Origin of the sequence: Nocardia salmonicida NBRC 13393, from assembly GCF_001613085.1 — a bacterium.
GTDB classification, from domain to species: domain Bacteria; phylum Actinomycetota; class Actinomycetes; order Mycobacteriales; family Mycobacteriaceae; genus Nocardia; species Nocardia salmonicida.
Map to the genome: position 1 here is coordinate 25,871 of NZ_BDBR01000063.1, position 21,571 is coordinate 47,441.

The 21,571-nt window shown below is 68.3% G+C and carries 19 protein-coding genes, 1 tRNA gene and 1 pseudogene; 13 read left to right on the top strand and 8 right to left on the bottom strand.

Features of this window, described 5'->3' with window-relative positions; translation table 11 throughout:
• The first annotated feature begins 240 nt into the window (after positions 1 to 240).
• On the top strand, positions 241 to 1,419 hold the full coding sequence (locus tag NS1_RS36580) for a helix-turn-helix domain-containing protein (RefSeq protein ID WP_062992038.1): 1,179 nt from the start codon (positions 241 to 243) through the stop codon (positions 1,417 to 1,419).
• Positions 1,420 to 2,024: 605 nt separating this feature from the next.
• Here the strand turns inward: NS1_RS36580 and NS1_RS36590 are convergent.
• The gene (locus NS1_RS36590; protein ID WP_062992042.1) at positions 2,025 to 3,029 is read right to left on the bottom strand and encodes an NAD(P)H-dependent flavin oxidoreductase; all 1,005 of its coding nucleotides are present in this window, start codon (positions 3,027 to 3,029) and stop codon (positions 2,025 to 2,027) included.
• Between the two features lie 43 nt (positions 3,030 to 3,072).
• Positions 3,073 to 4,629 (bottom strand): class I adenylate-forming enzyme family protein, encoded by a 1,557-nt coding sequence (locus NS1_RS36595; protein ID WP_062992044.1) that lies wholly within the window; start codon positions 4,627 to 4,629, stop codon positions 3,073 to 3,075.
• A 94-nt stretch (positions 4,630 to 4,723) separates the two neighbouring features.
• Between NS1_RS36595 and NS1_RS36600 the strand changes: the two genes are divergently transcribed.
• From NS1_RS36600 to NS1_RS36630, 7 genes are all read left to right on the top strand, one after another.
• Positions 4,724 to 5,917: a thiolase family protein gene (locus NS1_RS36600; RefSeq protein ID WP_062992046.1), complete on the top strand. Its 1,194-nt coding sequence runs from the start codon at positions 4,724 to 4,726 to the stop codon at positions 5,915 to 5,917.
• A gap of 53 nt (positions 5,918 to 5,970) precedes the next feature.
• Positions 5,971 to 6,912: a winged helix-turn-helix transcriptional regulator gene (locus NS1_RS36605; RefSeq protein WP_062992072.1), complete on the top strand. Its 942-nt coding sequence runs from the start codon at positions 5,971 to 5,973 to the stop codon at positions 6,910 to 6,912.
• Between the two features lie 169 nt (positions 6,913 to 7,081).
• The gene (locus NS1_RS36610) at positions 7,082 to 8,743 is read left to right on the top strand and encodes an aldehyde dehydrogenase family protein (RefSeq protein WP_062992048.1); all 1,662 of its coding nucleotides are present in this window, start codon (positions 7,082 to 7,084) and stop codon (positions 8,741 to 8,743) included.
• 2 nt (positions 8,744 to 8,745) lie between these two features.
• On the top strand, positions 8,746 to 9,942 hold the full coding sequence (locus NS1_RS36615; RefSeq protein WP_062992050.1) for a thiolase family protein: 1,197 nt from the start codon (positions 8,746 to 8,748) through the stop codon (positions 9,940 to 9,942).
• A gap of 35 nt (positions 9,943 to 9,977) precedes the next feature.
• Positions 9,978 to 11,717 carry a class I adenylate-forming enzyme family protein gene (locus tag NS1_RS36620; RefSeq protein ID WP_062992052.1) on the top strand — a complete coding sequence of 580 codons (1,740 nt, stop codon included), beginning with the start codon at positions 9,978 to 9,980 and terminating at the stop codon, positions 11,715 to 11,717.
• Position 11,718: 1 nt separating this feature from the next.
• On the top strand, positions 11,719 to 12,252 hold the full coding sequence (locus tag NS1_RS36625) for a PaaI family thioesterase (protein WP_255284827.1): 534 nt from the start codon (positions 11,719 to 11,721) through the stop codon (positions 12,250 to 12,252).
• Positions 12,249 to 13,730, top strand: a complete 1,482-nt coding sequence (locus NS1_RS36630; RefSeq protein WP_062992054.1) for a carotenoid oxygenase family protein — start codon at positions 12,249 to 12,251, stop codon at positions 13,728 to 13,730. Before NS1_RS36625 ends, NS1_RS36630 begins: the two co-directional genes overlap by 4 nt.
• Positions 13,731 to 13,842: 112 nt before the next feature.
• Here NS1_RS36630 and NS1_RS36635 read toward each other — a convergent pair whose 3' ends face one another.
• A complete protein-coding gene (locus tag NS1_RS36635; RefSeq protein WP_062992056.1) occupies positions 13,843 to 15,081 on the bottom strand; it encodes an acetyl-CoA acetyltransferase in 1,239 nt (412 codons plus the stop codon).
• Positions 15,082 to 15,334: 253 nt separating this feature from the next.
• On the opposite strand from NS1_RS36635, the gene NS1_RS36640 reads away from it, so the two are divergent.
• Positions 15,335 to 16,261 (top strand): winged helix-turn-helix transcriptional regulator, encoded by a 927-nt coding sequence (locus NS1_RS36640; RefSeq protein ID WP_063816370.1) that lies wholly within the window; start codon positions 15,335 to 15,337, stop codon positions 16,259 to 16,261.
• Between the two features lie 216 nt (positions 16,262 to 16,477).
• Here NS1_RS36640 and NS1_RS36645 read toward each other — a convergent pair whose 3' ends face one another.
• A complete protein-coding gene (locus tag NS1_RS36645; protein ID WP_062992060.1) occupies positions 16,478 to 17,092 on the bottom strand; it encodes a GTP-binding protein in 615 nt (204 codons plus the stop codon).
• Positions 17,093 to 17,126: 34 nt separating this feature from the next.
• Here NS1_RS36645 and NS1_RS36650 point away from each other — a divergent pair.
• A tRNA-Val gene (locus NS1_RS36650) sits at positions 17,127 to 17,198 on the top strand.
• A gap of 50 nt (positions 17,199 to 17,248) precedes the next feature.
• On the opposite strand, the gene NS1_RS36655 is transcribed toward NS1_RS36650, so the two are convergent.
• The 3 genes from NS1_RS36655 to NS1_RS36660 all read right to left on the bottom strand — a co-directional run bounded on the left by NS1_RS36655 (position 17,249) and on the right by NS1_RS36660 (position 18,117).
• Positions 17,249 to 17,677 carry a Z-ring associated ZapG family protein gene (locus tag NS1_RS36655; protein WP_062992062.1) on the bottom strand — a complete coding sequence of 143 codons (429 nt, stop codon included), beginning with the start codon at positions 17,675 to 17,677 and terminating at the stop codon, positions 17,249 to 17,251.
• A 63-nt stretch (positions 17,678 to 17,740) separates the two neighbouring features.
• On the bottom strand, positions 17,741 to 17,899 hold the full coding sequence (locus NS1_RS40610; protein ID WP_157125597.1) for a hypothetical protein: 159 nt from the start codon (positions 17,897 to 17,899) through the stop codon (positions 17,741 to 17,743).
• Complete coding sequence (locus tag NS1_RS36660; protein ID WP_062992064.1) at positions 17,896 to 18,117, bottom strand: hypothetical protein; 222 nt, start codon at positions 18,115 to 18,117, stop codon at positions 17,896 to 17,898. Before NS1_RS36660 ends, NS1_RS40610 begins: the two co-directional genes overlap by 4 nt.
• A 562-nt stretch (positions 18,118 to 18,679) precedes the next feature.
• On the opposite strand from NS1_RS36660, the gene NS1_RS36665 reads away from it, so the two are divergent.
• The 3 genes from NS1_RS36665 (at position 18,680) to ligD (ending at position 21,361) form a co-directional block, all read left to right on the top strand.
• Positions 18,680 to 19,210 (top strand): DUF6879 family protein, encoded by a 531-nt coding sequence (locus NS1_RS36665; RefSeq protein ID WP_062992066.1) that lies wholly within the window; start codon positions 18,680 to 18,682, stop codon positions 19,208 to 19,210.
• Positions 19,207 to 20,052, top strand: coding sequence for a helix-turn-helix domain-containing protein (locus NS1_RS36670; protein ID WP_062992068.1), 846 nt, complete (start codon positions 19,207 to 19,209; stop codon positions 20,050 to 20,052). The genes NS1_RS36665 and NS1_RS36670 overlap by 4 nt, the downstream gene beginning before the upstream one ends.
• 325 nt (positions 20,053 to 20,377) lie before the next feature.
• Positions 20,378 to 21,361, top strand: coding sequence for a non-homologous end-joining DNA ligase (ligD, locus tag NS1_RS36675; RefSeq protein WP_084465321.1), 984 nt, complete (start codon positions 20,378 to 20,380; stop codon positions 21,359 to 21,361).
• 103 nt (positions 21,362 to 21,464) lie between these two features.
• On the opposite strand, the pseudogene NS1_RS40615 reads toward ligD, so the two are convergent.
• A pseudogene (locus tag NS1_RS40615) lies at positions 21,465 to 21,571 on the bottom strand (IS5/IS1182 family transposase); the annotation flags it as partial.

Here is a 21,571-nt window from a genome sequence, read left to right on the forward strand (position 1 = left end):
CGCGTTCGCCGCGGTGCGTGGCTCCGGTACTCGCTGTTGCTCCGGCACCTGAATATCCCGCTCTAACCCCCACATAACGGCCTTCTCTCTCCAGAGTTGGTGTGCCTCCGCCGCCGGGGGAATGAGGGCCACCCGGCGGCGCGGCTGCAATCAGATTCGCTGCGCGCAAGGGCATCGAGGGACAGGAAAGGGACAGAGACAGAACGGGACACGCGAGACGTATCGATCTACCCTCGGACTATGGGGACACATGTAGGTCAAGCCCTCGCGGTGGAACGCAAGATTGCGGGCCTCGATCAACGCCAGCTGGCCAACCGCGCGGGCTACTCGCTGTCGATGATCAAGGCCGTCGAACAAGGCCGTGAAGTCGCCTCCCCGGGATTCATCGCTGCGGTTTCTCGCGTGCTCGGCATCGACCCTGACCGGCTGTTCGGCACGCCCTTCCTCGACACCCTCGAGGAAGACGGTCCGCTCGCCGGTCTGGCCGAGCTGCGCGCTGTCCTGGCCGAAGGCGCGTACGTGCAGCCGCTCGACCCACCGCCGGACGCCGAGCTGGCGCGGGAGCTGGTCGCGGTAGAAACCGCCCTGCGAAACGACCGCACCCGCCGCGCGCTGGCCGCTCTGCCCGAGTTGCTGCGCAAGGCGCACGGTGCCGTGCAGATGGCCCCTGACGACACCGCCCGTGAGCGGGCCTACGAACTGCTGTGCGCCGCCTACATCGCGGCAGAGGGCGCGTGCTGCCGACTCGGCTACTCATCGCTGACCGCGCTGGTACTCGACCGGCTCGACGACGCGGCGACCCACACCCTCGACTCGGCGTATTCGGTGCGCTCGCTGGTGAAGCGGTCCCGGTTGCTAATGGCTCACGGATCGACCGATGTGGCGATGTCGTTGGTAGCTCGGGGTATCGGCCTGGTCCCTGGCGACAGCGAGGGTGAACGTGTGCTGCGCGGTTATGCCCACCTGCGCGGCGCAATCGTCGCGGCCCGCGGCCGGCGACTCGAGCTAGCGCGCGACCACATCACCGAGGCACGCGCGCTGGCCCGGCCGATGGGCCACGAGAGCAACCTGTACACAACCGACTTCGGGCCGGGCAACGTCGAGGTGCACGCCTGCGCTGTCGAGCTCGAGGCAGGCGACCCCGGCAAGGCCGCACACGACGGGGCCGCGTTGGTCCTGCCCGCCGACATGGCCGCGCCCCGCGCCGGACACCACTGGCAGGACAACGCGCGCGCCTGGCTCATGGCCGGAAAGCACGACCGCGCGCTTGCCGCGTTGAACAAGGCGCGCGCGGCGGCACCGCAACAGACCCGCCTCCATCCGTCAGTGCGGGAAACGGTGTACGGGATCGCCGCGGCGCAGCGTCGGCAGTCGGATAGCTTGCTGGGGTTCGCGCACTGGCTCGGCGCGGGCCTGTAGCCAGCGGGTAAGTCTGCGCGACTGGAAACCCCCGACTCACCAAGAACTCTCCAAGACAGGCAGAAACGGGCGGGACTGAGCGCGACAGACCAGACGTCATACCCACTCTGACCTGGGCCAGATGGACGGGGCGGGACAGGCTGGACGTCGATGCTCGGTTTTACACACCAGCGGTCGGGGGGTTCGATCCCCTCTGCGCCCACCTTCGAAACAGCGTGTCAGACGCTGTTTCCGCCGCCCGGCTCCACTTCCCCGATATCGCTCGTCCGGTGACCGCGGCCGGATCGGGTGGGGTGATCCACGTGCCCGGCAGTGGCTCCAGCCACGAGACTGCTCCGGCGCAATGGAATTCGGCGCGCAATCGGGTCCTTCGTACGGGCCGACACCGGCTATGTGGGCCCTGCCCCGGGCTGGTCACCCTCTCGCCCACCGCGACAACCTCACCGGCGGCCTCGAAAACCGCCAGGTACGGCGGACGCCGGCCGTGCCGGAACAAGCCATCGGACTTCGAGAGGTCGGCGAAGTCGACTCAGGCGGCGCTGACGCGGATCAGAACCTCGCCCGGATCGGGGCTGGGCACCTGCGCATTGTTGAGCAGGCGCACCTCACCACCTGGATCGCACCGGCTCCGCGTGCGCCGCACACGTGAGCGAGGTGGTCACGATCCGCTGGTTCGTCCGGTGCAGCGCCGCGACGTACTGCTCCTCGATCCGCTCGACGATCGTGCTCACCGGTTCGATCGCGCGGATGGGCTGGAGCCCCTGGCCGGCCGCCCACACGTCCTTCCATCGCTTCATCGATTCCGCACCGGCGGTGTAGTTCTTCTCCCCGGTCGGCGGTGTCAGGTTGTCGGGGTCGAGGCCGCAGGCGACGAGGCTGGGCGCGAGCCAGGACGCGGGGGTGCCGGTGATCGCGGAGCTGATCACGAGGTCGTCGGGTCCGTGGTCGACGACCATCTGCTTGTACCCGTCCACGGCCATGCTCTCCTCGGCCGCCAGGAACCGGGTACCCATGTAGACCAGGTCGGCGCCCGCCGTGATCGCCCCCGCGACACCGTGCCCGTCACTGATGCCGCCCCCGATGATGATCATTCCGTCGAAGAACTCACGCACGGCGGAGGTGAACGCGAAGGGCGACAGGTGGCCGGTGTGCCCGCCCGCGCCCGCCGACACGCAGGCCATGCCGTCCACGCCCGCGGCGGCGGCCTTGTGCGCCAGGCGCAGGTTCACCACGTCGGCGATCACCGTGCCGCCGTATCCCTTGACGATGTCCATCACGGGTTTCGGGGACCCGAGGGCGGTGATGACGATCTGCGGCTGATATTCGGCGATGAGGCGCAGATCGTCCCCGAGGCGGGCATTGCTGCTGTGGGTGATCACGTTCGCCGCCCACGGCGCGACCTGGCGCCCGGTGGCCTCCGCCGCGCGGAGCTGATCGGTGATCGATCCCATCCAGGTGTCGAGGTCGGTCGCGGTGCGGCAATTCTGCGTCGGGAAAGAACCGACGATGCCGGCGGTGCAGGCGGCGGTGACGAGCTCCGGGCCGGACACCAGGAACATCGGTGCCGCGACGACGGGCAGGCGCAGGGTGGACAGGAACGAGTCGGTCATGGTGTTACCTCTGTCGGGTGTCGGTGTAAGTGCTTGTGCGCGTTCACGATGCGGCTCGGACGAGGGCGTCGAGCAGTTCGGCGGCCGCCGCCCGATCGACCTTTCCCAGCGCGGTCAACGGGAGACGGTCGACGCGGTGGGCGGACTTGGGGCGTTTGTAGTCGGGCAGTCTCGTGCGGCTCTGGGCCAGCACGACGCCGTCCTCGACCGTCGTGTCGGCCGAGGTGTACGCGGCGACGATGCGTTGCCCCCACACCTCGTCCGGCAGTCCGACGACGACGACATCGTCGACCCCCGGGATCGCGGAGATCGCCTCCTCCACCTCGCGGGGATAGACGTTGTACCCGCCGGTGATGATCATGTCCTTGCTGCGGCCGGTCAGGTGGATGTAGCCGTCGGGGTCCCGGTAGCCGAGGTCGCCCGAGTACAGGCGTCCGTCGACGTGACTCTTGCCGAGATCCGTGCGCGTGCCCGCATTGTGATAGCCGGGGCTGACGGCGGGGCCCGCGACGACGAGCTCGCCGATCTCCCCGTCGGGGACGGTGCCGCCGAGCGCGTGGAACGCGATGGCCGCCGCCGGGCAGGCGCGCCCCACCGAACCGAGCAGATCGGCGTTCCCGAGCACGCCACGGCGGTGGTCCGCCGCGGTCAGCACGGTCAGGGGCGGGATCGCCTCGACCATTCCGTAGTACTGGACGAGATTCGGCGTGATGCGGTGATACGCCTGCCGGATGTGCTCGACCGGCATCGGGGCGCCCGCGTAGGCCAGCATGCGCAGGCGGTGCAGCGCCGACAGCCGGTCGTCGTCGAAGTCCAGCAGCCGGGCGATGACCGTGGGCACCAGCGCGGTGTGGGTCGCGGCGTGGGTGGCGACGGCGTCGATCAGGCCCGCCGGGTTGATGTGGTCGAGCAGCACCTGACGCCCGCCGGCCTCGAGGAAAGGCAGCACGAACAGCCCGCTGGTGTGGATGACAGGGCCTGCGTGCAGGAACACCGCGGGCTCGGCGCCGTCGAGGGTGCCTGCGAGCACCTGGTCGCGCATCGCGCCCAGTGAAGCCAGCCGGTTCGCGTGGGTCCGCTGGGCGCCTTTCGGTACTCCGGTGGTCCCGGACGAATAGTGCAGCGCGCACAGCGAATCCGGGGCCGGCGTTGGCATCGCGGCGTGGCCCACGGTACCGGCCGCCAACTCGTCGAGCGACGGACCGGTCGACGACGTCGCGCCGACGGTGATCACGGTCGGTGTGGTCGCCCGGGCGGTGAACTCGGCCGCGCCGTCGATCCGGGGGTCGACGATCAACGCGTCCGGCACGCAGTCCCCGGCGACGCGTTCCCAGTCCACCGGGCCCACGCGCGGATTGAGCGAGACCCGGACGAAACCGCCGATCGCCAGCGCGAGATCGACCTCGACCGCCGCGGTGCAGTTGCCGAGCAGAACCACGACCCGGCTTCCCGCCGCGAGACCCAGGCCGAGCAGGCCCCCGGCCAGGGCGTGTGCCCGGTCGGACAGTTCGGTGAACGTTCGAGTGTCGCGGCTGTCCTCGATCGCGATCGTGGGCCCGTACCGATCGGCCGCGAGACGAACCACGTCGGCTATGGACATGAGATCCCTTTCATTCGCTACAGTTATTGAAGTAGACAACGGCGGGCGCGTTTCCGCAAGGGCCACGCAACCGACCGAACACCAGAGGAGCCCCATGACCCGACGCCTTTCCCCCGCCGACCGACGCGCGCCGTGGGTGATCGATGCGGTCCGCACGCCGTTCGGCGCGGTCCGCGGCGCGCTCGCCCACATCCGCGCCGACGATTTGGCCGCGCTGCCGATCGCCGACCTGGTCCGCAGGCATCCCACTCTCGATCCAAGCCGCATCGATGACGTCGTCTGGGGAAATGCCAACGGCGCGGGCGAGGACAACCGCAACGTGGCCCGGATGGCTGTGCTGCTCGCGGGACTCCCGCACACGATTCCGGGCGTGTCGGTCAACCGGCTGTGCGGATCCGGCGCCGAAGCGGTGTTGTCCGCGGTCAGACGGGTCGCGGTCGGTGACGCCGAGATCGCGATCGCGGGCGGCTCGGAGAGCATGAGCCGCGCACCGTACGTGCTCCCGCCGGTGGACACCGCGTTTCCGCGATCGATGGAACTGATCTCCACCACCGTCGGGTGGCGCATGCCGAACCCCCGTTTCCCGACGGCCTGGGTCCAGACGCTCGGCAGGTCAGCGGAGTTGGTGGCCGAGGAACTGGGCGTCGGCCGCGCAGAGCAGGACGCATGGGCGCTGCGGTCCCATGAGCTGGCTGGGCGGGCATGGACCGACCGCGTCCACGACGGCTTCGTCGTGCCACACCCGAACCTCGACCGCGACGAATCGATCCGCGAGCCCGACGCGGCGACCCTGGCTGCCCTACGCCCGGCCTTCTCCAGCGGTGGCAGCGTCACCGCCGGGAATTCGTCTCCGATCAGCGACGGAGCGGTCGCTGCCCTGGTGGGCACCGGAGCCGTCGCCGACGAACTCGGTGTCGAACCACTCGGCCGGGTGCTGGCCTCTGCGGTCGTCGGCGCCGAGCCCGACAGGTTCGCGCTGGCGCCGGTGGCCGCCATCTCGAAAGCGCTGGACCGCGCGGGTCTAGAGCTCGCCGATGTTCGAGTACTCGAGCTCAACGAGGCGTTCGCCGCGATGGTGCTGTCGTGCCTGCGTGAACTTCCCGGCATCCCGGTCGACCGGGTCAATCCGTTCGGCGGCGCCATCGCCCTGGGTCATCCGCTCGGCGCATCGGCGGCGCGAATGCTGGTCGATTGCCTGCGTCATCTTCGCAGGCTCGGCGGCGGCATCGGGGTCGCGGCGGCCTGCATCGGTGTGGGACAGGGCATCGCTATTGTGTTGGAGGCCTGAAGAAGCGAGCGCCGGAATGCGATCGTCGCAGGTACTACGGAGAGGTGGGTGAGGTGACCGAATCCGGTACCGCCGCACCTCCGAGCCCGGTCGCCCAGACGATCGACCTGCTCGGCGACCGGCTGACCCTCGCCATCCTGCGCGAGGCCTTCGTCGATCACGTGCGCCGCTTCAGCCAGTGGATCGACCGCACCGGCGCTCCGCCCGCCATGCTGACGGCGCGACTGAACGCGCTGGTCGAGGCCGGCCTGATGGAGCGAAGGCCGCAGACCGACGGCGGCGACCGTCACGACTACATGCTCACCGAACTCGGGCTGGCGACCTGGGAGATCCTGGCCAGCGTGTGGGCGTGGCAGCGCGAATGGTCCCCGGAAGGGCTGCTGCAACCCGAGCTGGTGCACATCGATTGCGGCCATCGGGGACCACCGGCGATGGCCTGCGCGCACTGCGACGGCACCGTCGACGCCCGGGACGCGCGGCTGGAACTGGACCGCGATTCGCTGGTCCTCGTCGCGCACAGCGGGCGACGGCGGTCGACCCGCAGTGCCCCGTCGGTGAGCCGGGCCGACCTGCAGTTCACCGAGGTCATGGAGGCGATCGGCGATCGCTGGAGCGCCATGGTCACGGGCTTGGCGCTGTCGGGGGTGCGCCGCTTCGGCGAGTTCCAGTCGATCCTGAGCATCTCGCCGACGACCCTCACCGAGCGGCTGGGACGGCTGTCCGAGGTGCAGATACTCACCCGCAGCGACGGCGGTGGCGGGCGCGAATACGTGCTGACCCCACGCGGCCGTGGACTGTTCCCGATCTTCGCCTTCCTGATCTCGTGGACGCAGATCGCACATCCCGACGCGCTCCCGCTCGGTCCGAGACTCCGCCACCCCGAATGTGGTTCCTGGCTGCTCCCCGCGCTGCGCTGCCGCGGATGCGACGCCCGGCTGGATCGCACCTCCGTGCACTTCGAGCCCTTCCCGTTCGGCGCCCAGCTCCCGCGCTAGCCGACAAACCCTCCCCCTTCGAGCGGTTCGACCTTGTCGGCCGTTGACAATTCACGCTGTGTCCTGGTTCACTTCAATAACAGTAGTTATTCCGAGTGAGTGGACACACGCCCCGTCCTCCGATGACTGACTGATCTCGGCACAACTGTTGACACAGGAACGAGCGCCCATGTTCTTCGATTCCCACCTCGAGCTGCTGCAGGCAGCGGCACAGGCCAACCGCACCCGCACCGCGTGGACCGGGTACGCGCCCATCGCCCCGCCCGACGCCGCGCGAGCCGACGCCCTACTCGGCGCCTACGACGGCGCCACCCTGTCGCTGTCGTCGCCCACCCGCTCGGTGATCACCGCCGACGAGGTCTCCCCGTACACCGGGAAGTCGCTCAATGTCAGCTACAGCGCGCCGTCGGTGGACGAGGCGCTCGTGGGCGCGGCGGCCGCCGCCACCGCCCTGCGCGACGCCGGCGTCGAACGCCGGGTCGGCGTGTGCCTGGAGGCGCTGCACCGGATCCACCAGCGTGGCCAGGAGTTCGCGGCGGTCACCGCGCACACCACCGGGCAGAGCCTGGCCATGGCGTGCAGCGGAAGCGGGACCAACGCCCTCGACCGCGGCCTGGAAGCGGTGGCGATGGCCTGGTCGGCCATGACCCGGGTGCCCGGACAGGTGACCTGGCAGCAGCGATTCGGCAAGTCGGAGGTGACCCTGCGCAAGCGTTTCCGGGTCCGCCCGCTCGGCACCGCGCTCGTCGTCGCCTGCGCCTCGTTCCCCGCCTGGAACGCCTATCCGGCGATTCTGGCCAACCTCGCGACGGGCAATCCGGTACTGGTCAAGCCGCACCCCCGCTCGGTCCTGGCGACCGCGCTCGCGGTGAGCGTGCTGCGCGAGGTGCTGGTCGAGGCGCAGTTGCCCGCCGACGCCGTTCAGCTGGTCGTCGACACCGCCGACGCCCCCGTCGCCGGGCAGCTGGCCACCAGTCCCGAAGTGCGGATCGTCGACTTCACCGGCAGTCCCACGTTCGGATCGTGGCTGGAACGCAACGTCGCGAACGCCCTGGTGTTCACCGAGACCGCGGGCGTCAACACCGTCGTCCTCGATTCCGTTGCCGACCTGTCGGCGGCCATGCGCACGCTCGCCGGCGGTCTCTCGCTCTTCAGCGGCCAGATGTGCACCACGCCGCAGAACTTCTACATCCCGGACGCGGGCGTGCGCACCGACGACGGCGTGATCGCCCGGGACGACGTCATCGCCGCGCTCCTGTCGGCGATCGACGACCTGGCCGGTGCACCTCGCCGCGCCGGTGCGGTCTGCGGCGCGCTCCAGTCCGACGCGACGCTGCACTCGATCACCGCGCTCGCCGACGCGGCCGAGGCGAATGGAACCCTGCTCCGCAAGCCGGTGCCGTACGCGCATCCCGACTACCCCCAGGCCCGGGCGGTGACGCCGCTGGTCATCCGGGTCGATCCCCGTCGGGGCGAGACGCTTCCCGAGGGCGAGCAGTTCGGTCCGGTCGCGTTCCTGATCGACTGTGCAGACACCGCGTCGGCGGTGGCGCACGCGACCGCGAGCGTCCGCAACCACGGCGCGATCAGCTCCTACCTCTACTGCACCGACGACGCCGTCATCGACGAGGTGGCCGACGCGTACGCCGATGCCGGGGCCTCCCTGTCGGCGAATCTGGTGTCCTCGATGCCCATGCAGTTCGCGGCCGCCTACAGCGACTACCACGTCACCGGCCTCAACCCGGCGGGCAACGCGACCCTCACCGACGAGGCCTTCATCGCCGGGCGATTCCGCATCGTCCAGGATCGCCGCCAGGTCGAGGGGGAATGACCATGTCCCAGTTCACTTCCGGGGTCTACATCTACGACGCGGTCCGCACGCCGAAGGCCCGGGTCCGGCGTCAGGGCGGCACGTTCGCCGATGTCCCCGCCCACGAACTCCTCGCCCAGTTGCTGACCGCCCTGCAGGAACGCGGACTCCCCGCCGACACGGTCGACGATGTCATCGTCGGCACCAGCACGGCCGTCGGAGAACAGGGCGGCAACGTCGCCCGCGCCGGGCTGCTCTGGGCGGGCTGGCCGGACCAGGTCGGCGCCGGGGTGGTCTCGCGACTGTGCTGCTCGGGGCTGGAGGCGATCGAGTCCGCCGCGGCCAAGGTGGCTTCCGGCATCGCCGATGTCGTCCTCGCCGGTGGCGTCGAATCGATGTCGCGGGTACCGATGCTGTCCGACCGGCCTGCCTTCGTCGGCGACGAGGAGCTCGGCGATCGCACCGGCTACGTGACCATCGGGGTCTCCGCTGATCTCCTCGCGGCCCAATACGGTTTGACCCGAACCGATCTCGACGCCTATGCGGTGACCTCGCACCAGCGTGCCGCCGCGGCCCCGCTGTCGGAGTCGGTGATCGCGGTCCGCTCGGGCGGCACCACGGTCCTCGAGTCGGACGAGGGACCCCGGCCGCAGGTCAGCCTCGAATCCCTCGGCGAACTCGCTCCCCTCTTCGGGGACGATCCGTCGTGGAGCAGGGTGGCGATGCGGCTGCCCGCGGTCGGCCGGCCGGAGGGCGGGCTGCACACCGCAGCCACCGCTCCGCAGATGGCCGACGGTGCGGCGATGGCGGTCTTCGGGTCCGCCGCCGCGCGCGACCGGATCGGCCGGGAGCCGATCGGCGAAGTGGTGGGCGTAGCCCAGGTCGCCGTGCGCTCGCCGCTGCTGACGGCACCGGTCGCCGCCGCGCGGCGTGCACTCGAGAAGGCGGGAATCACCGCGGACCGACTCGACGTGATCGAGGCGAACGAATCCTTCGCGGCGTCCGTCCTGGTGATGACCCGGGAACTGGGGCTCGATCCGACCGCGGTGAACCCGCTCGGCGGATCGCTCGCCACCGGCCACCCACTGGGCGCGGGCGGTGGCGCATTGCTCGTCAACGCCCTGGACCAGCTCGCCCGCATCGACGGCGAGTACGCCCTCGTGACCATCCCGGCAGCGCTCGGGCTCGGTGCCGCCGTCGTCGTGCGCCGACTCCGTTGACCCTCCACCCCGAACCTCTCGCACCGAAGGACGCCATGCACGCCAACTCGGACGGCAACGCCGCCAACCGCTTACGCCCGTGCCATCCCGATCACCGAGTCCAGGACTACCTCGAACACCAGTGGTGGTCGCCGCTGACCGTGCTGGATCTCCTCGACGACCAGGTCCGTCGCCGCGGCGATGCTCCGGCGGTGACCGATCCGACGAACCTGCCCGCGCTGTGCGGGATCGAGCCGACGGCACTGACCTGGCGCGAACTCGACGCCCGCGTCGACGACCTCGCCGCCACGCTGCACGAGTCCGGTGTCGGTCCCGGCGATGTCGTCGCGGTGCTGATGCCCAACTCCGTCGCCCTGATCGCGACCTACTTCGCGCTGTGGCGCCTCGGCGCGATCGCGGCCCCCATGCCCGCCTCGTATCGACGGCACGAACTCACGCGGATCGTCGAATCCGCCTCGGCCGTCGCGGTGGTCACCGTCAGCAGTCTCGGTGACCGGACACCGTCCGAGGAAGCGCTCGGCCTGATCGGCGAACTGCCCTCGCTGCGTTCGGTGTTCACCTTCGGCCCACCCGCGTCGAACGGCGGCCTGCCGCTGGACGCGGCCCCCGCCACCGGCGAATCGGTCGATGCCGTGCGTCGCGCCTACACCGCGCTGCCCCGATCGGTGAACGACTGCATCACCATCTGCTGGACCAGCGGTACCGAGGCCGCGCCCAAGGGCGTGCCCCGCTGCCACGGGGACTGGATCGCGGTCGGGCAGGCGGTGCAGGACGGTCTGGAGACCGACGAGGCGTCGGTCATGCTCAACCCGTTCCCGGTGGTCAACATGGCCGGGTTCGCGACATCGCTGCTGCCGTGGCTGCTCGGTGGTGGCCACCTGGTGCTGCACCACCCGCTGGACATGGCCGTGTATCTCGATCAGCTCCAGCGCTATCGCGTCACCCACACGAGCATGCCGCCCGCGATCCTCACCATGCTGCTGCAACGAGAAGACCTTCGGGCCGCGCACGACCTGTCCGCGCTGCGCCGGGTGGGGTCGGGCGGCGCTCCGCTGCCCCCCGGCGTGGTGCGCGACTGGCAGTACTCGCTGGGCGTCGAGGTGCTCAATTTCTTCGGCTCGAACGAAGGCGTGTGTCTGCTCGGCGCACCGTCGGACACACCGGACCCGATGCTCCGCGCCGAGTACCTACCGAACTACGGTGCGCCGGACAGGTCCTGGGTCACCACCGTGGCCGAACGCACCTCGGTGCGCCTGGTGGATCTGGCGACCGGCAGGCAGGTCACCGCCGTCGGCGGGCGCGGCGAACTGCGTCTGAAGGGACCGACGATCTTCGCCGGCTATCTCGAGGGAACAGCGGCGTCGAGCCCGTTCGACGACGACGGATACCTCTGCAGCGGAGACATCTTCGAGCTGTGCGGGGACAACGGCGAGTACCTCAGGTTCGTCGACCGCAGCAAGGAGATCATCATCCGGGGCGGAATGAACATCGCTCCGGCCGAGATCGAGGGAATCCTGATCGACCATCCCGCGGTCGCCGACGTGGCGATCGTCGGCTACCACGACGACGTTCTCGGCGAGAAGTGCTGTGCGGTCGTCGTTCCCGCCACCGGAGACGGGGTCGCACTCGAGGACCTGGTGAACTTCCTGCGCGCGAAGGAGGTGGCCTCGTTCAAGTTGCCGGAGCGGATCGTCACGGTCGACGAGCTGCCCCGCAACCCGATCGGAAAGCTGCAGCGGCGCGACATCCGCAGCGCGATCGAGCAGGCAGGCTGACGTGGGATCGCCAGATGGTGACGACGCACCGGTGGGCCGACCACGCGAGACGCCGACCGGGTCCGACCGGCCCATCGCCGATGAGCTGACGGCGATGCTCGACGGGCGGTTCCCGGGCCTGGTCGGGATGCGCATCCTCGCGGCCTCGGCATCGGCGGTCACCGGCGACCTGCGGGTGCGCGAGGAGTTGCTGGCGCCGAACGGATACCTGCACGCGGCCACCGTCGTGGCTTTGGCCGACACGGTGTGCGGTGTCGGCGCGCGGCTGGCGCTGCCCACCGAGGCGGCCGGATTCACCACACTCGAACTCAAGACCAACTATCTCGGCACCGCACGGGCGGGGACGGTCACCGTCGACGCGACGCTCGTCCATGGTGGACGGCGCACCCAGGTCTGGGACGCCACCGTCCGCGACGACGCCGGGCGGGCGATCGCGCTCTTCCGCTGCACCCAGATGGTGCTCTACCCGACGGCGCCGCAACAATATTCGCACTCTCGAAGAGAACTCTGCAATACCGAAACGGAGCAGGCATGACTTCCACCCAGCCCCGCGCGAACGGCGAGCCCATCGCCGTCGCTCGCCCGGTCGAGGCCACCGACGACAATCCGTACACCCTCGGAGTGTTCGCGCCCGTCCACGACGAACTCACCCTGGACGACCTCACGGTCATCGGTGAGATCCCCAAGGACCTCAACGGCGTGTACCTGCGCAACGGCCCGAACCGGCAGTTCGAGGCGCCGGGCCGCTATCACATGTTCGACGGCGACGGCATGATTCACGCCGCGCACTTCGAGAACGGGAAGGTGCGGTACCGCAATCGGTACGTCCGGACCAAGGCCTTCCACGACGAGTCCGAGGCGGGCCGCGCCCTGTGGACCGGACTCATGGAGAACCCCGAGGGCAATCCGTGGGGCAACGGACACGGCCTCGGGATCAAGGATTCCGCCAACACCGACGTGATCTACCATCGCGGCGAGGTCCTGGCGACCTGGTACCTGTGCGGAACGCCCTACAGCGTGGATCCGCTGTCGCTGGAAACCCTCGGCGCACAAGACTTCCTCGGCACCTTCGCGGGCGACATGATGGCCCACCCGAAGGTCGACGAGGCCACCGGCGAACTGATCTGGTTCGACTACGGCCCCGACCAGGACTTCCTGCGCTACGGCATCATCGGCGCCGACGGTCGTCAGACGCACCTCACGCAGATCGATCTGCCGGGTCCGCGCCTTCCGCACGACATCGGGATCACCGACAACTACTCGATCCTCATGGACCTGCCGCTGGTGCAGGATCACGATGCGCGCCGGGCAGGCAAGTACCGGATCTTCTACGATCAGGAACTTCCCGCCCGGTTCGCCGTCATTCCCCGGCACGGACAGGGCAGTGAGGTGCGCTGGTTCGAGGTGAAGCCCTGCTACATCTACCACGTAGTCAATGCGTGGGAAGCGGGCGAGGAGATCATCATGGACGTGTGCCGGGTGAAGAATCCTCAGCACCAGACGACGTTCGCCTCGCCACTGTCGAACATGCTCGCGTACATGCGACTCGATGCCCAGCTCTACCGGTACCGCTTCAACCTGCGCACCGGCGCCACCATCGAGACCGAACTCGACAACGCCAACATCGAGTTCCCCAGCGTGGATTCGCGGGTCATGGGCCGCCCGCACCGGTATTCCTACAGCATGAGCCTCGGCAACGAGCCGACCCTGCTCTTCGACGGCCTCGTGCGCTTCGATTCGCTGACCGGCGCCAAGGAGGAACACAAGTTCGGTGCCGGGCGTTGGGGTTCGGAGGCGCCCTTCGCTGCGCGCGACGGATCCACCGGCGAGACCGACGGCTACCTGGTCTGCTTCGTCAACGACGAGGCCGAGGACAAGGGCGAGATCAACATCTTCGACGCCGAGGACGTCGCGGCGGGACCGATCGCGCGGGTACTGCTGCCGCGCCGGGTGCCCTCCGGCTTCCATGCCACCTGGGTGCGCGCCGATCAGCTCGCCGAGGCCCGCGCGTAGCGCGACGAGGATGAATCGAAAGTCTCCTGGTGCGAGGCGGTCCGAAACCGCGTCGCCCAGGAGACTTTCGTCGTTGGTGGCTAGGCCGTCGCCGGGCGGGCGCGGCCGCCGGTCACCGGGTACCCCGGACGACGACCGTGGTCACCACGGTCGTGAACGAACCGCCGATATTGACGGTGAGGGCCCGGCGGGCGTCGTCGACCTGATGGTCTCCGGCCCGGCCGGTGACCTGCCGAGCCGAGTCGAGCACCATGCGAACTCCGGTGGCGCCCACCGGGTGCCCGTGCGCCATCAGCCCGCCGCTGGGGTTCACCGGCAGCCGCCCACCGCGTTCGATAGAGCCGTCCGTCACCGCCTCGCCGCCCTTGCCCGGATCGGCCAGACCGATGTGCTCGAGCGTCACCAGCCCGTTGATGGTGAAGCAGTCGTGGATCTCGGCGACATCCAGATCGGCTACGCCCGCGATCCCCGCGCGCCGGTAGGCGTCCTCGACGGCTCCGCGCAGGTGCGGGAACAGGTAGTCCTGGTCGGCGCTCGCGGCGAGTTTGTCCGTGAGCAGCAGCGTGGCCGTGCGATGGCCGAATCCGGCGATCGTGGCCTCCTGGTCCAGGTCGGCTCCGGTCCGCTGCGCCCATGCCCGCGCGAACTTCGGTCCGGCCAGCACCACGGCGGCGGCGCCGTCGGTGATGCGCCCGCAGTCGGTCTTGCGGAGCATCCCCTCCACGAGGGGGTTCACCTCGTCGTTCTCGTCGAAGGATCCCGCCGGGAAGTCCCAGTCCCGGGTCTGCGCAAGGCCGTTGCGGGATCCGTTGCCGAACGCGATCTCCGCGAATCGGCCCAGATGCGCGTGATCGAGGCCGTAGCGCCGCTGGTATTCCTGCGCGATGTCGGCGAAGAGCGCGGGCCACGGGTACTGCGCATCCAGCGCCTCGCGCCCCGCCCACGCCGCGGTCCCCAGATATCCGGCAGCCGTCTGCGCGGACACATTGCGCATCAGCTCGACGCCGACCACCAGCGCCACGTCATAGCGGCCCGATTCGATGTCCGCGCAGGCGGCGAGGATCGCGGTGCTGCCCGAGGCGCACGCCGCCTCGTGCCGGGTGCTCGGCAGCCCGTCCAGGCCCGGCACCGCCGCGACCACCATGCCGCCGAGCTGGGCCTGGCCCGCGAAGAGTTCGCCGGCGAGGTTGCTCACGTGGATCACGCCGACCTCGCGGTCGTCCACTCGCGCGTCGGCCAGGGCGGCGGGCACGGTCTCGGCGAACATGTCGACCAGGCCGAGCCCTTCCTTCGACCAGTTCCTGGCGAAGTCGGTCTGGGCGCCTCCGAGCACGTACACGGGGTTCGTCATCTTTCCTCCTTGTTGTCGCATCCAAGGCTAGTTACGACCCGCTGTTACTACAAGATAAAGAGTTACTAAGACTCACTCGTTTCATTGGCAAATCGCCAGTAAAAAGGCGAAACATCGCCGATAATGCCGGTAAGACCTCCCGGATTGAACCGTGCATTTTTTTCGATTACTTCTAAGTGAAGAGCTACTCGCGCAGACGCCCGGACACAGCGCCGTGGCGCCCGGCCGGACCCTGTTTGCGATGATTGACGCCATGTCCTCAGTCCCGACCCACCCGGCATCGTCCGCGCTGGGGCACGCCCTGCTCATCGCGGGCGACAGATGGAATCTGCAGATCACGCGGGCCGTCTTCGGCGGCGCCGAACGTTTCGCGCAACTGCGTGAGGAGTTGGGGATCTCCGACGCCGTTCTGTCGCATCGCCTGGGCCGGCTGATCGAGGACGGGATCCTCGACGCGCATCCGTACTCGACCGCGCCGCCGCGCAACGAGTACCGCCTCACCGATCTCGGCGACGATCTGTGGCTGGCCTTCGTCGCACTGTGGAGTTGGGACCGCCACTGGGCGCCGTGGGCGCCCGACCGGCCGACCACCCAGCTGCGGCACCGCACATGTGGGCACCTCATCACCCCGGTGTTCGGCTGCGGCGGGTGTCAGGCGATCGGGGTGACCGCCCGCGACGTGCGGACCGAGGTCGACGCGCCGCTGCTCGTCGACGTCGCCGACCGCCGGTCCCGGCGCACCGCGAAGGCGGACGCGCCGGGGATGGACTCCAGCAGCGTGCTCGCCGATCGCTGGTCGACCTTCCTGCTCGCCGCTGCCCTCGAGGGCAACCGCCGGTTCGGCGATTTCCAGGACCGGCTCGGGTCGATCTCGCCGGTCACCCTGACCGACCGCCTCGCGTACTTCGTCGACAACGGCATGCTGGTCCGCACGCCGATCGTGGACGGCGCGCGACGACAGGAGTACCGCACCACCCCCAAGAGCCTCGACTTCTTTCCCGTGTTCGCCGCGCTCAACGCGTGGGCGGCGCGACGTTTGACCGAGGACGGACGGTCCGGTCTGACGATCGTGCACAGCGCGGGCGAGCACCTGCTCGAACCCCAGTACACCTGCAACGCCTGCAACGGCGTATTGCGCAGGGCCGACACCCAATTCAGCCGACCGGGGGCAGCATCCTGACGAGCCGCCCGATCCCGTCGCACCACCAGACGAGCCCGGACACGCGTGGCATACCGGAAAACACCGAACGATCCGGGAAATCAGGTGACGCTGTGTCGGATCGAGACCGGACTACCGCGTTGGAAGCTGGGGCGGCACGAGGACGCGGCCCGATTGTGGCGGGTTGCCGAGCAACGCGATATCACGCGCCCACAGATATTGTCCCGAACGCGGCAGTCAGTAGTCGAAGGCGTGTTCTGGCTGGCAGACGTACATCGGGGATGGCAGGTAGCGCACGATGGCGTCCAGGAGTGGGGTGATGTCGTCGCTGGCGAGGGGTGTGCCGCACAGCATGGGCACGACGTCACCGTTGCGGGTGCGTCGGCGGATGCGGTTGTGCAGGTCTCGGAGGGTGAGGGAGTCCGCGGGATCATGTTCGGTCAGGGTCTCGACGAGTGTGCGGCACCACCGCTCGGCGGCTTTCCCATGGATTCCGAAGGATTCGGTTGCCGTGGGGCCGAGGGCCACCATCGGAGCCAGGTCGAGGACATCGTCGAAGTCGGCGCCGGTACCGACGGGGATCTGCAGTGCCAACGGCGCTGCCCCACGAATGTCGGCGATCGCGCGGACGCAGCGGTCGAAGTCGGCGGTGGGTTGATCGAGCCCGCTCACCAGGCAGGCCACCTGATGGTCGTCGGCGACTCGCAACATGGTTTCGAGCCGGGGGGTGCTGTGCGCGGCGGCGTTCACGACCGCGACTACTCCGTCGGCTACGCGGATGGAGCGTTCCAGGTCGGCGATGAGGGCGTCGCTGGATAGCTCGGCTACGCGAATCGTGTGCTCGATATTCATAACCCGACACCGCCGGTACTCCCCGGCGGTGCCAGGGCGTATAGCTCAGCGGTAGAGCACTGGTTTTACACACCAGCGGTCGGGGGTTCGATCCCCTCTGCGCCCACTCACAGACAGCAGGTCAATTTGATCTGAGCTGCACATCCGGTGGCCGGGTCACTCCTCACGCAGGTCGCTACGGACGGCGGCTTGGAACTTACGATTTACCGGCAGCAGCGAGTCATAGAAGCGTCCGTTCGTCCAAGGTTCCGAACTCCAGAACATCACGTTGAGCTGATCTGCAAGTTCGGTGGTCGCGACCTGCAACTCGTCGCCCGCTACGTAGGCGAGCTTGTTGTGAGCGACCCACATCCGGCGAATCAGGGTTCGGTCGCGCTCCCCACCCGAAGCAAGATGCTCTTCGAGCTCTTGGTAGATCTCGTTGAAGGCATGGGCGGCTTCACGACGCTCTTTGCGTAGCTCAGCCCGCCGAGCCCGAATATCCTTCCGCTCAGCGGCCTTGGCCGTTGCTCGCGATGTGAAAATCGTACTCACCACGCCGAGCAGCGTGCCGAGCAGCGCTGCAATTGCTGGGTCTATCGCCACCGCGTCAGTTTCCCAGATCCCAAGTGCGCGTGTGGCATTGTTGCCCGGTGCGACGACCGGGCACTATTCCGGCGGCCTCGTTTCCTGCCCGCGCTCGGATTCGACGCGCGCTTGGATCCCGCCCACCGTCCGATCCGCTGTGATGCGTTCGGGCCAGACGATCGCGCCGACCAGGACGGCCGCCGGGATGACAACCGCGAGAACGAACCCGAGCGTGATCATGAGTCCGCCCTCACGCCGATCGCGAAAAGCGGGAGCGGCTGGTGATTGCGCGATTCGGCGGCCGCGAGCCAATCGGCGACGTCGGCCAAGGAGCCGAGGCAGACCACCCGGAAGGGACTCGCGAGGGCCCAGCCTTCCGACGCTGACTTCACGGTCATCGAACGGAGCGCCGCACGTTCGCGCAGGGCGTCCAACGTCTCATCTATCGCCTTGCTCATGGCGCGCCTTCCAGGGCCGAAGTTGGTAGGCATCCGGTAGCGAGGCCCAACACAGAGGGAGTGGCCATCAGGATCTGTCATTCGCTACCGCAGCCGTGTTCAACGTACGAACCGCGAGGTCAGCAAGACTATGACTTTGCTTCAGTTTGCTCGAATCTACGCAAATACTGGTCAGCACACTGGGTTTCACGCGACCATGAACGTGCGTGACGAAAACTCACGCACACCGCTGGAAGGGAGGGTCCAAAGTGAAGCTTCATTTTCTGGGATCAGGTGGATCGAACACGAACGGGTGCCCATCGCTCTACGAGACAGACCAGGACACATTCCTGGTGCAGGGCTGGACGACCGACACCGCCGACAAGGTCGAAATCCCCCACTTGCTCACCGGTTTCGCAAAGCCACGCACCTACTTGGGGCGCAACGCTCACCGACACCGGCCGAGGGACGTTCACTCTCACCGGCCGCCCGGTCACTGAGGCGGACACGCTCGCACAGATCCACCTGGCTGCCGACGAAACAGCCATCGAGGTACCGCTAGGAAAGCGAGAGTTCTACGGTCATGCAGCAACTCAGTGACGACGGGTTCGGTGAGCTGTTCCGCCGAACCAAGCGCGACGCGTTCCACCTCGAGGTCCAAGACGCCTACGCCGTGGACCTCGAAAGCGGGCCATACACGCGATGGTTGGCCGGTGAACCCGACGACTACGGATGGATGACGCCGTGGCTCGACCAGGTGGCCGACCTGACCGCGTCCGGTGCGACTGTGCGCCGGGTTCGGGTGGTCAGCCGTCCGCACACCGACTACACGCGGTGGTGTCTGCATGTCGCGCGGGAGAACATCCGCGCGGGGGAACAGATCCAGTACATCGACCGCGCCGACATCGACCCTGAGCTACTGACCGCCGACGATTGGTGGCTCTTCGATGACGAGGTCGCCTCGTTCAACGTCTTCGAGCCGTCCGGCCGTTTCGCGGGCGGTGCGGTGACCACGGACCGCAGGATTCTCGCGATGCTGCGGGAAGTTCGAGACACGGTCTGGCTGAAGTCGGTTCCTCGCGATGAGTATGCCGCCGGAGAACCCCAGCGGTGACAGGCGCCGTCCACGCGGCACGCGAGGCCCTGGGGCTCCAACTCCGGGGCTTTCGCCACGACGCCCGACTCACCGGTCGCGCCCTCGCGGGTCTCGCGGGCTGGCACGAATCCAAGGTCAGCAAGATCGAATATGGAAAACAGACGCCGTCCGAGGACGACGTTCGGACATGGTGCGAGTACACCCGCAGCACCGAGAATCTGCCCGACCTCATCGCAGCTCTGCGCAACATCGAGGCGGCCTACTTGGAGTACCGGCGCGTCCTGGCCACCGGCACGAAGCGTCGGCAGAAACAGGCCGTCAAGCTCGAAGCCGACACCGAGGTCACACGCTGGTACGAGCCGCAGGTAGTGCCCGGTCTCCTGCAGACGGCCGACTACGCGCGTTGGATACTTGCCCGCGTCACCGATTTCTACGAAACCCCGAACGACCTCGAGCAGGGCGTAGCCGCCCGCATCGAGCGGCAACGGGTGCTCTACCACGGCCGTCATCGGTTCTGGTTCGTCATCGCTGAGCAGGTGCTCCACACGACCGCCGGGGACGATCAGGTCATGTTGGGCCAACTCGACCGCCTCCAGACCGTCATGGAGCTTGCGCGGGTGTCGTTGACGATCGTCCCCGCCGCAGCGGTCTACCGAGCACCGACGATCAACGGGTTCGTCATGTTCGATGACCGCTTGGTCCAGGTCGAAACAATCTCCGCAGAGCTGAACGTCACCCAGCCACGAGAGATCCGGCTCTACGCACGAGCGTTCGATGTCCTCGCCCGTCAGGCGGTCACCGGAGAGCGCGCACGGACGTTGATCCGCCGAGCGATGGAAAAACGGCTGAGCGCCCTGTGACCCCCGAGACGGCAACAGCGCCGGAATCAATCAGGATTCCGGGGCTGTTCTGTGTCGGCACGCCTACATACGACTGTCCCGCCCCGCCGTGGACCGGGTGTCGACTCGGCGGTTGCCCTATTTCGCTGGCTAGGGTGAGCGCAGCTGCTTCTTCGGTGTGAGAGGACAACCCCATGACTGGGACTGTGCTTCCGAGCTGGAACGACAGAGATGCCAAGACACCATCTACGGAACGTCCGCCGACCGATGAGCGACACGACCGCTGTTGACATCGCCGTGCCGAGCATGACCGCCTGATCGGCCGGGACCGGCCTAAACTGATCTTGTGGGCTTCTCGGTGCCGGCACCGATGCTGGCCAAGGCCGGACGGCCACCACAGCCGCCAGGTGGCTGGTGCGCGGAAATGAAATGGGACGGCGTCCGCGCGATCGCCCACTGCACCCCGACCGGGATCAGCCTGTGGAGCCGCAACTTACGCGAGATCACCGGCTCCTACCCCGAGATCGTCACCGCGCTGACCGAGATCACCGACAGACGCACCATGCTGCTCGACGGCGAACTCGTCGCCCCCGACGACCACGGCGCCCCCTCATTCTCCCGGCTACAGCGACGCATGCACGTCCGACGCCCCTCAGCCCTACTGATCGACCAGGTACGAGTCGACTACATCGTGTTCGACCTGCTCGGCGTCGACGACCAGAGCCTGCTCGACGACCCCTACCGCACACGCCGCGCCGAACTGGCCGACCTCACCCTCGACGACGGTGAGCACGTACGGGTTCCACCGATGTGGTCCTTGGCCGAGACCGACGCCGAGGAACTGCTCCGGATCGCCGCCGACTCCGGGCTGGAGGGAATCGTCTGCAAACACGGCGACTCGATTTACGAACCCGGCCGCCGCTCCTCAGCCTGGACGAAAGTGGTCTTGCGACTCACAACCGAGGCCGTGATCGTCGGCGCGGTCCCCGGCAACGGCGCCAACGCCACCACCTTCGGCGGCCTGGTCCTGGCCGGACACACCCCCGACGGACGCCTGCGCTGCATCGGCGGCGTCGGCACCGGCTTCACCGCGGCATCACGACGCAGCATCCGCACCGCACTGGACAAAGTCCGTCGCGAAACCAGCCCCCTCGACAACCCACCACCGCCGCCCATCGCACACGCCGCGTGGTGGGTCGAGCCAGTCTTCGTCGCCGACATCGAGTACCGCGAGATCAGCGGCGACGGCCTACTGCGACACCCCAGCTTCCGGGGAATCCGAACCGACAAGACTCCGCAGGAGATCACCCTTCCCAACACGGACGGATAGCGATAAGCCCCAAAGGCTCGCCCGGGGTGGGACTTCGACACGGGCCCTAAGGGATGTCCCGTAAGTCTGAATTAGCGACGGCGAACGATCCGCCCGCCAGGAATCAGTAAGCGTGGGCGAGGTTGGCCAGAGTCGCTACCCCAGCCATCGCGACACCTACCCCGTCACCACGTAAACGGCAGTCCCGCAGTATCTTCCATGTCTTCATCC

Coding starts and splice junctions, on each gene's coding strand:
- NS1_RS36580 (WP_062992038.1), top strand. CDS start 241: ATGGGGACACATGTAGGTCAAGCCCTCGCGGTGGAACGCAAGATTGCG.
- NS1_RS36590 (WP_062992042.1), bottom strand. CDS start 3,029: ATGACCGACTCGTTCCTGTCCACCCTGCGCCTGCCCGTCGTCGCGGCA.
- NS1_RS36595 (WP_062992044.1), bottom strand. CDS start 4,629: ATGTCCATAGCCGACGTGGTTCGTCTCGCGGCCGATCGGTACGGGCCC.
- NS1_RS36600 (WP_062992046.1), top strand. CDS start 4,724: ATGACCCGACGCCTTTCCCCCGCCGACCGACGCGCGCCGTGGGTGATC.
- NS1_RS36610 (WP_062992048.1), top strand. CDS start 7,082: ATGTTCTTCGATTCCCACCTCGAGCTGCTGCAGGCAGCGGCACAGGCC.
- NS1_RS36615 (WP_062992050.1), top strand. CDS start 8,746: ATGTCCCAGTTCACTTCCGGGGTCTACATCTACGACGCGGTCCGCACG.
- NS1_RS36620 (WP_062992052.1), top strand. CDS start 9,978: ATGCACGCCAACTCGGACGGCAACGCCGCCAACCGCTTACGCCCGTGC.
- NS1_RS36630 (WP_062992054.1), top strand. CDS start 12,249: ATGACTTCCACCCAGCCCCGCGCGAACGGCGAGCCCATCGCCGTCGCT.
- NS1_RS36635 (WP_062992056.1), bottom strand. CDS start 15,081: ATGACGAACCCCGTGTACGTGCTCGGAGGCGCCCAGACCGACTTCGCC.
- NS1_RS36640 (WP_063816370.1), top strand. CDS start 15,335: ATGTCCTCAGTCCCGACCCACCCGGCATCGTCCGCGCTGGGGCACGCC.
- NS1_RS36645 (WP_062992060.1), bottom strand. CDS start 17,092: ATGAATATCGAGCACACGATTCGCGTAGCCGAGCTATCCAGCGACGCC.
- NS1_RS40610 (WP_157125597.1), bottom strand. CDS start 17,899: ATGATCACGCTCGGGTTCGTTCTCGCGGTTGTCATCCCGGCGGCCGTC.
- NS1_RS36660 (WP_062992064.1), bottom strand. CDS start 18,117: ATGAGCAAGGCGATAGATGAGACGTTGGACGCCCTGCGCGAACGTGCG.
- NS1_RS36665 (WP_062992066.1), top strand. CDS start 18,680: ATGCAGCAACTCAGTGACGACGGGTTCGGTGAGCTGTTCCGCCGAACC.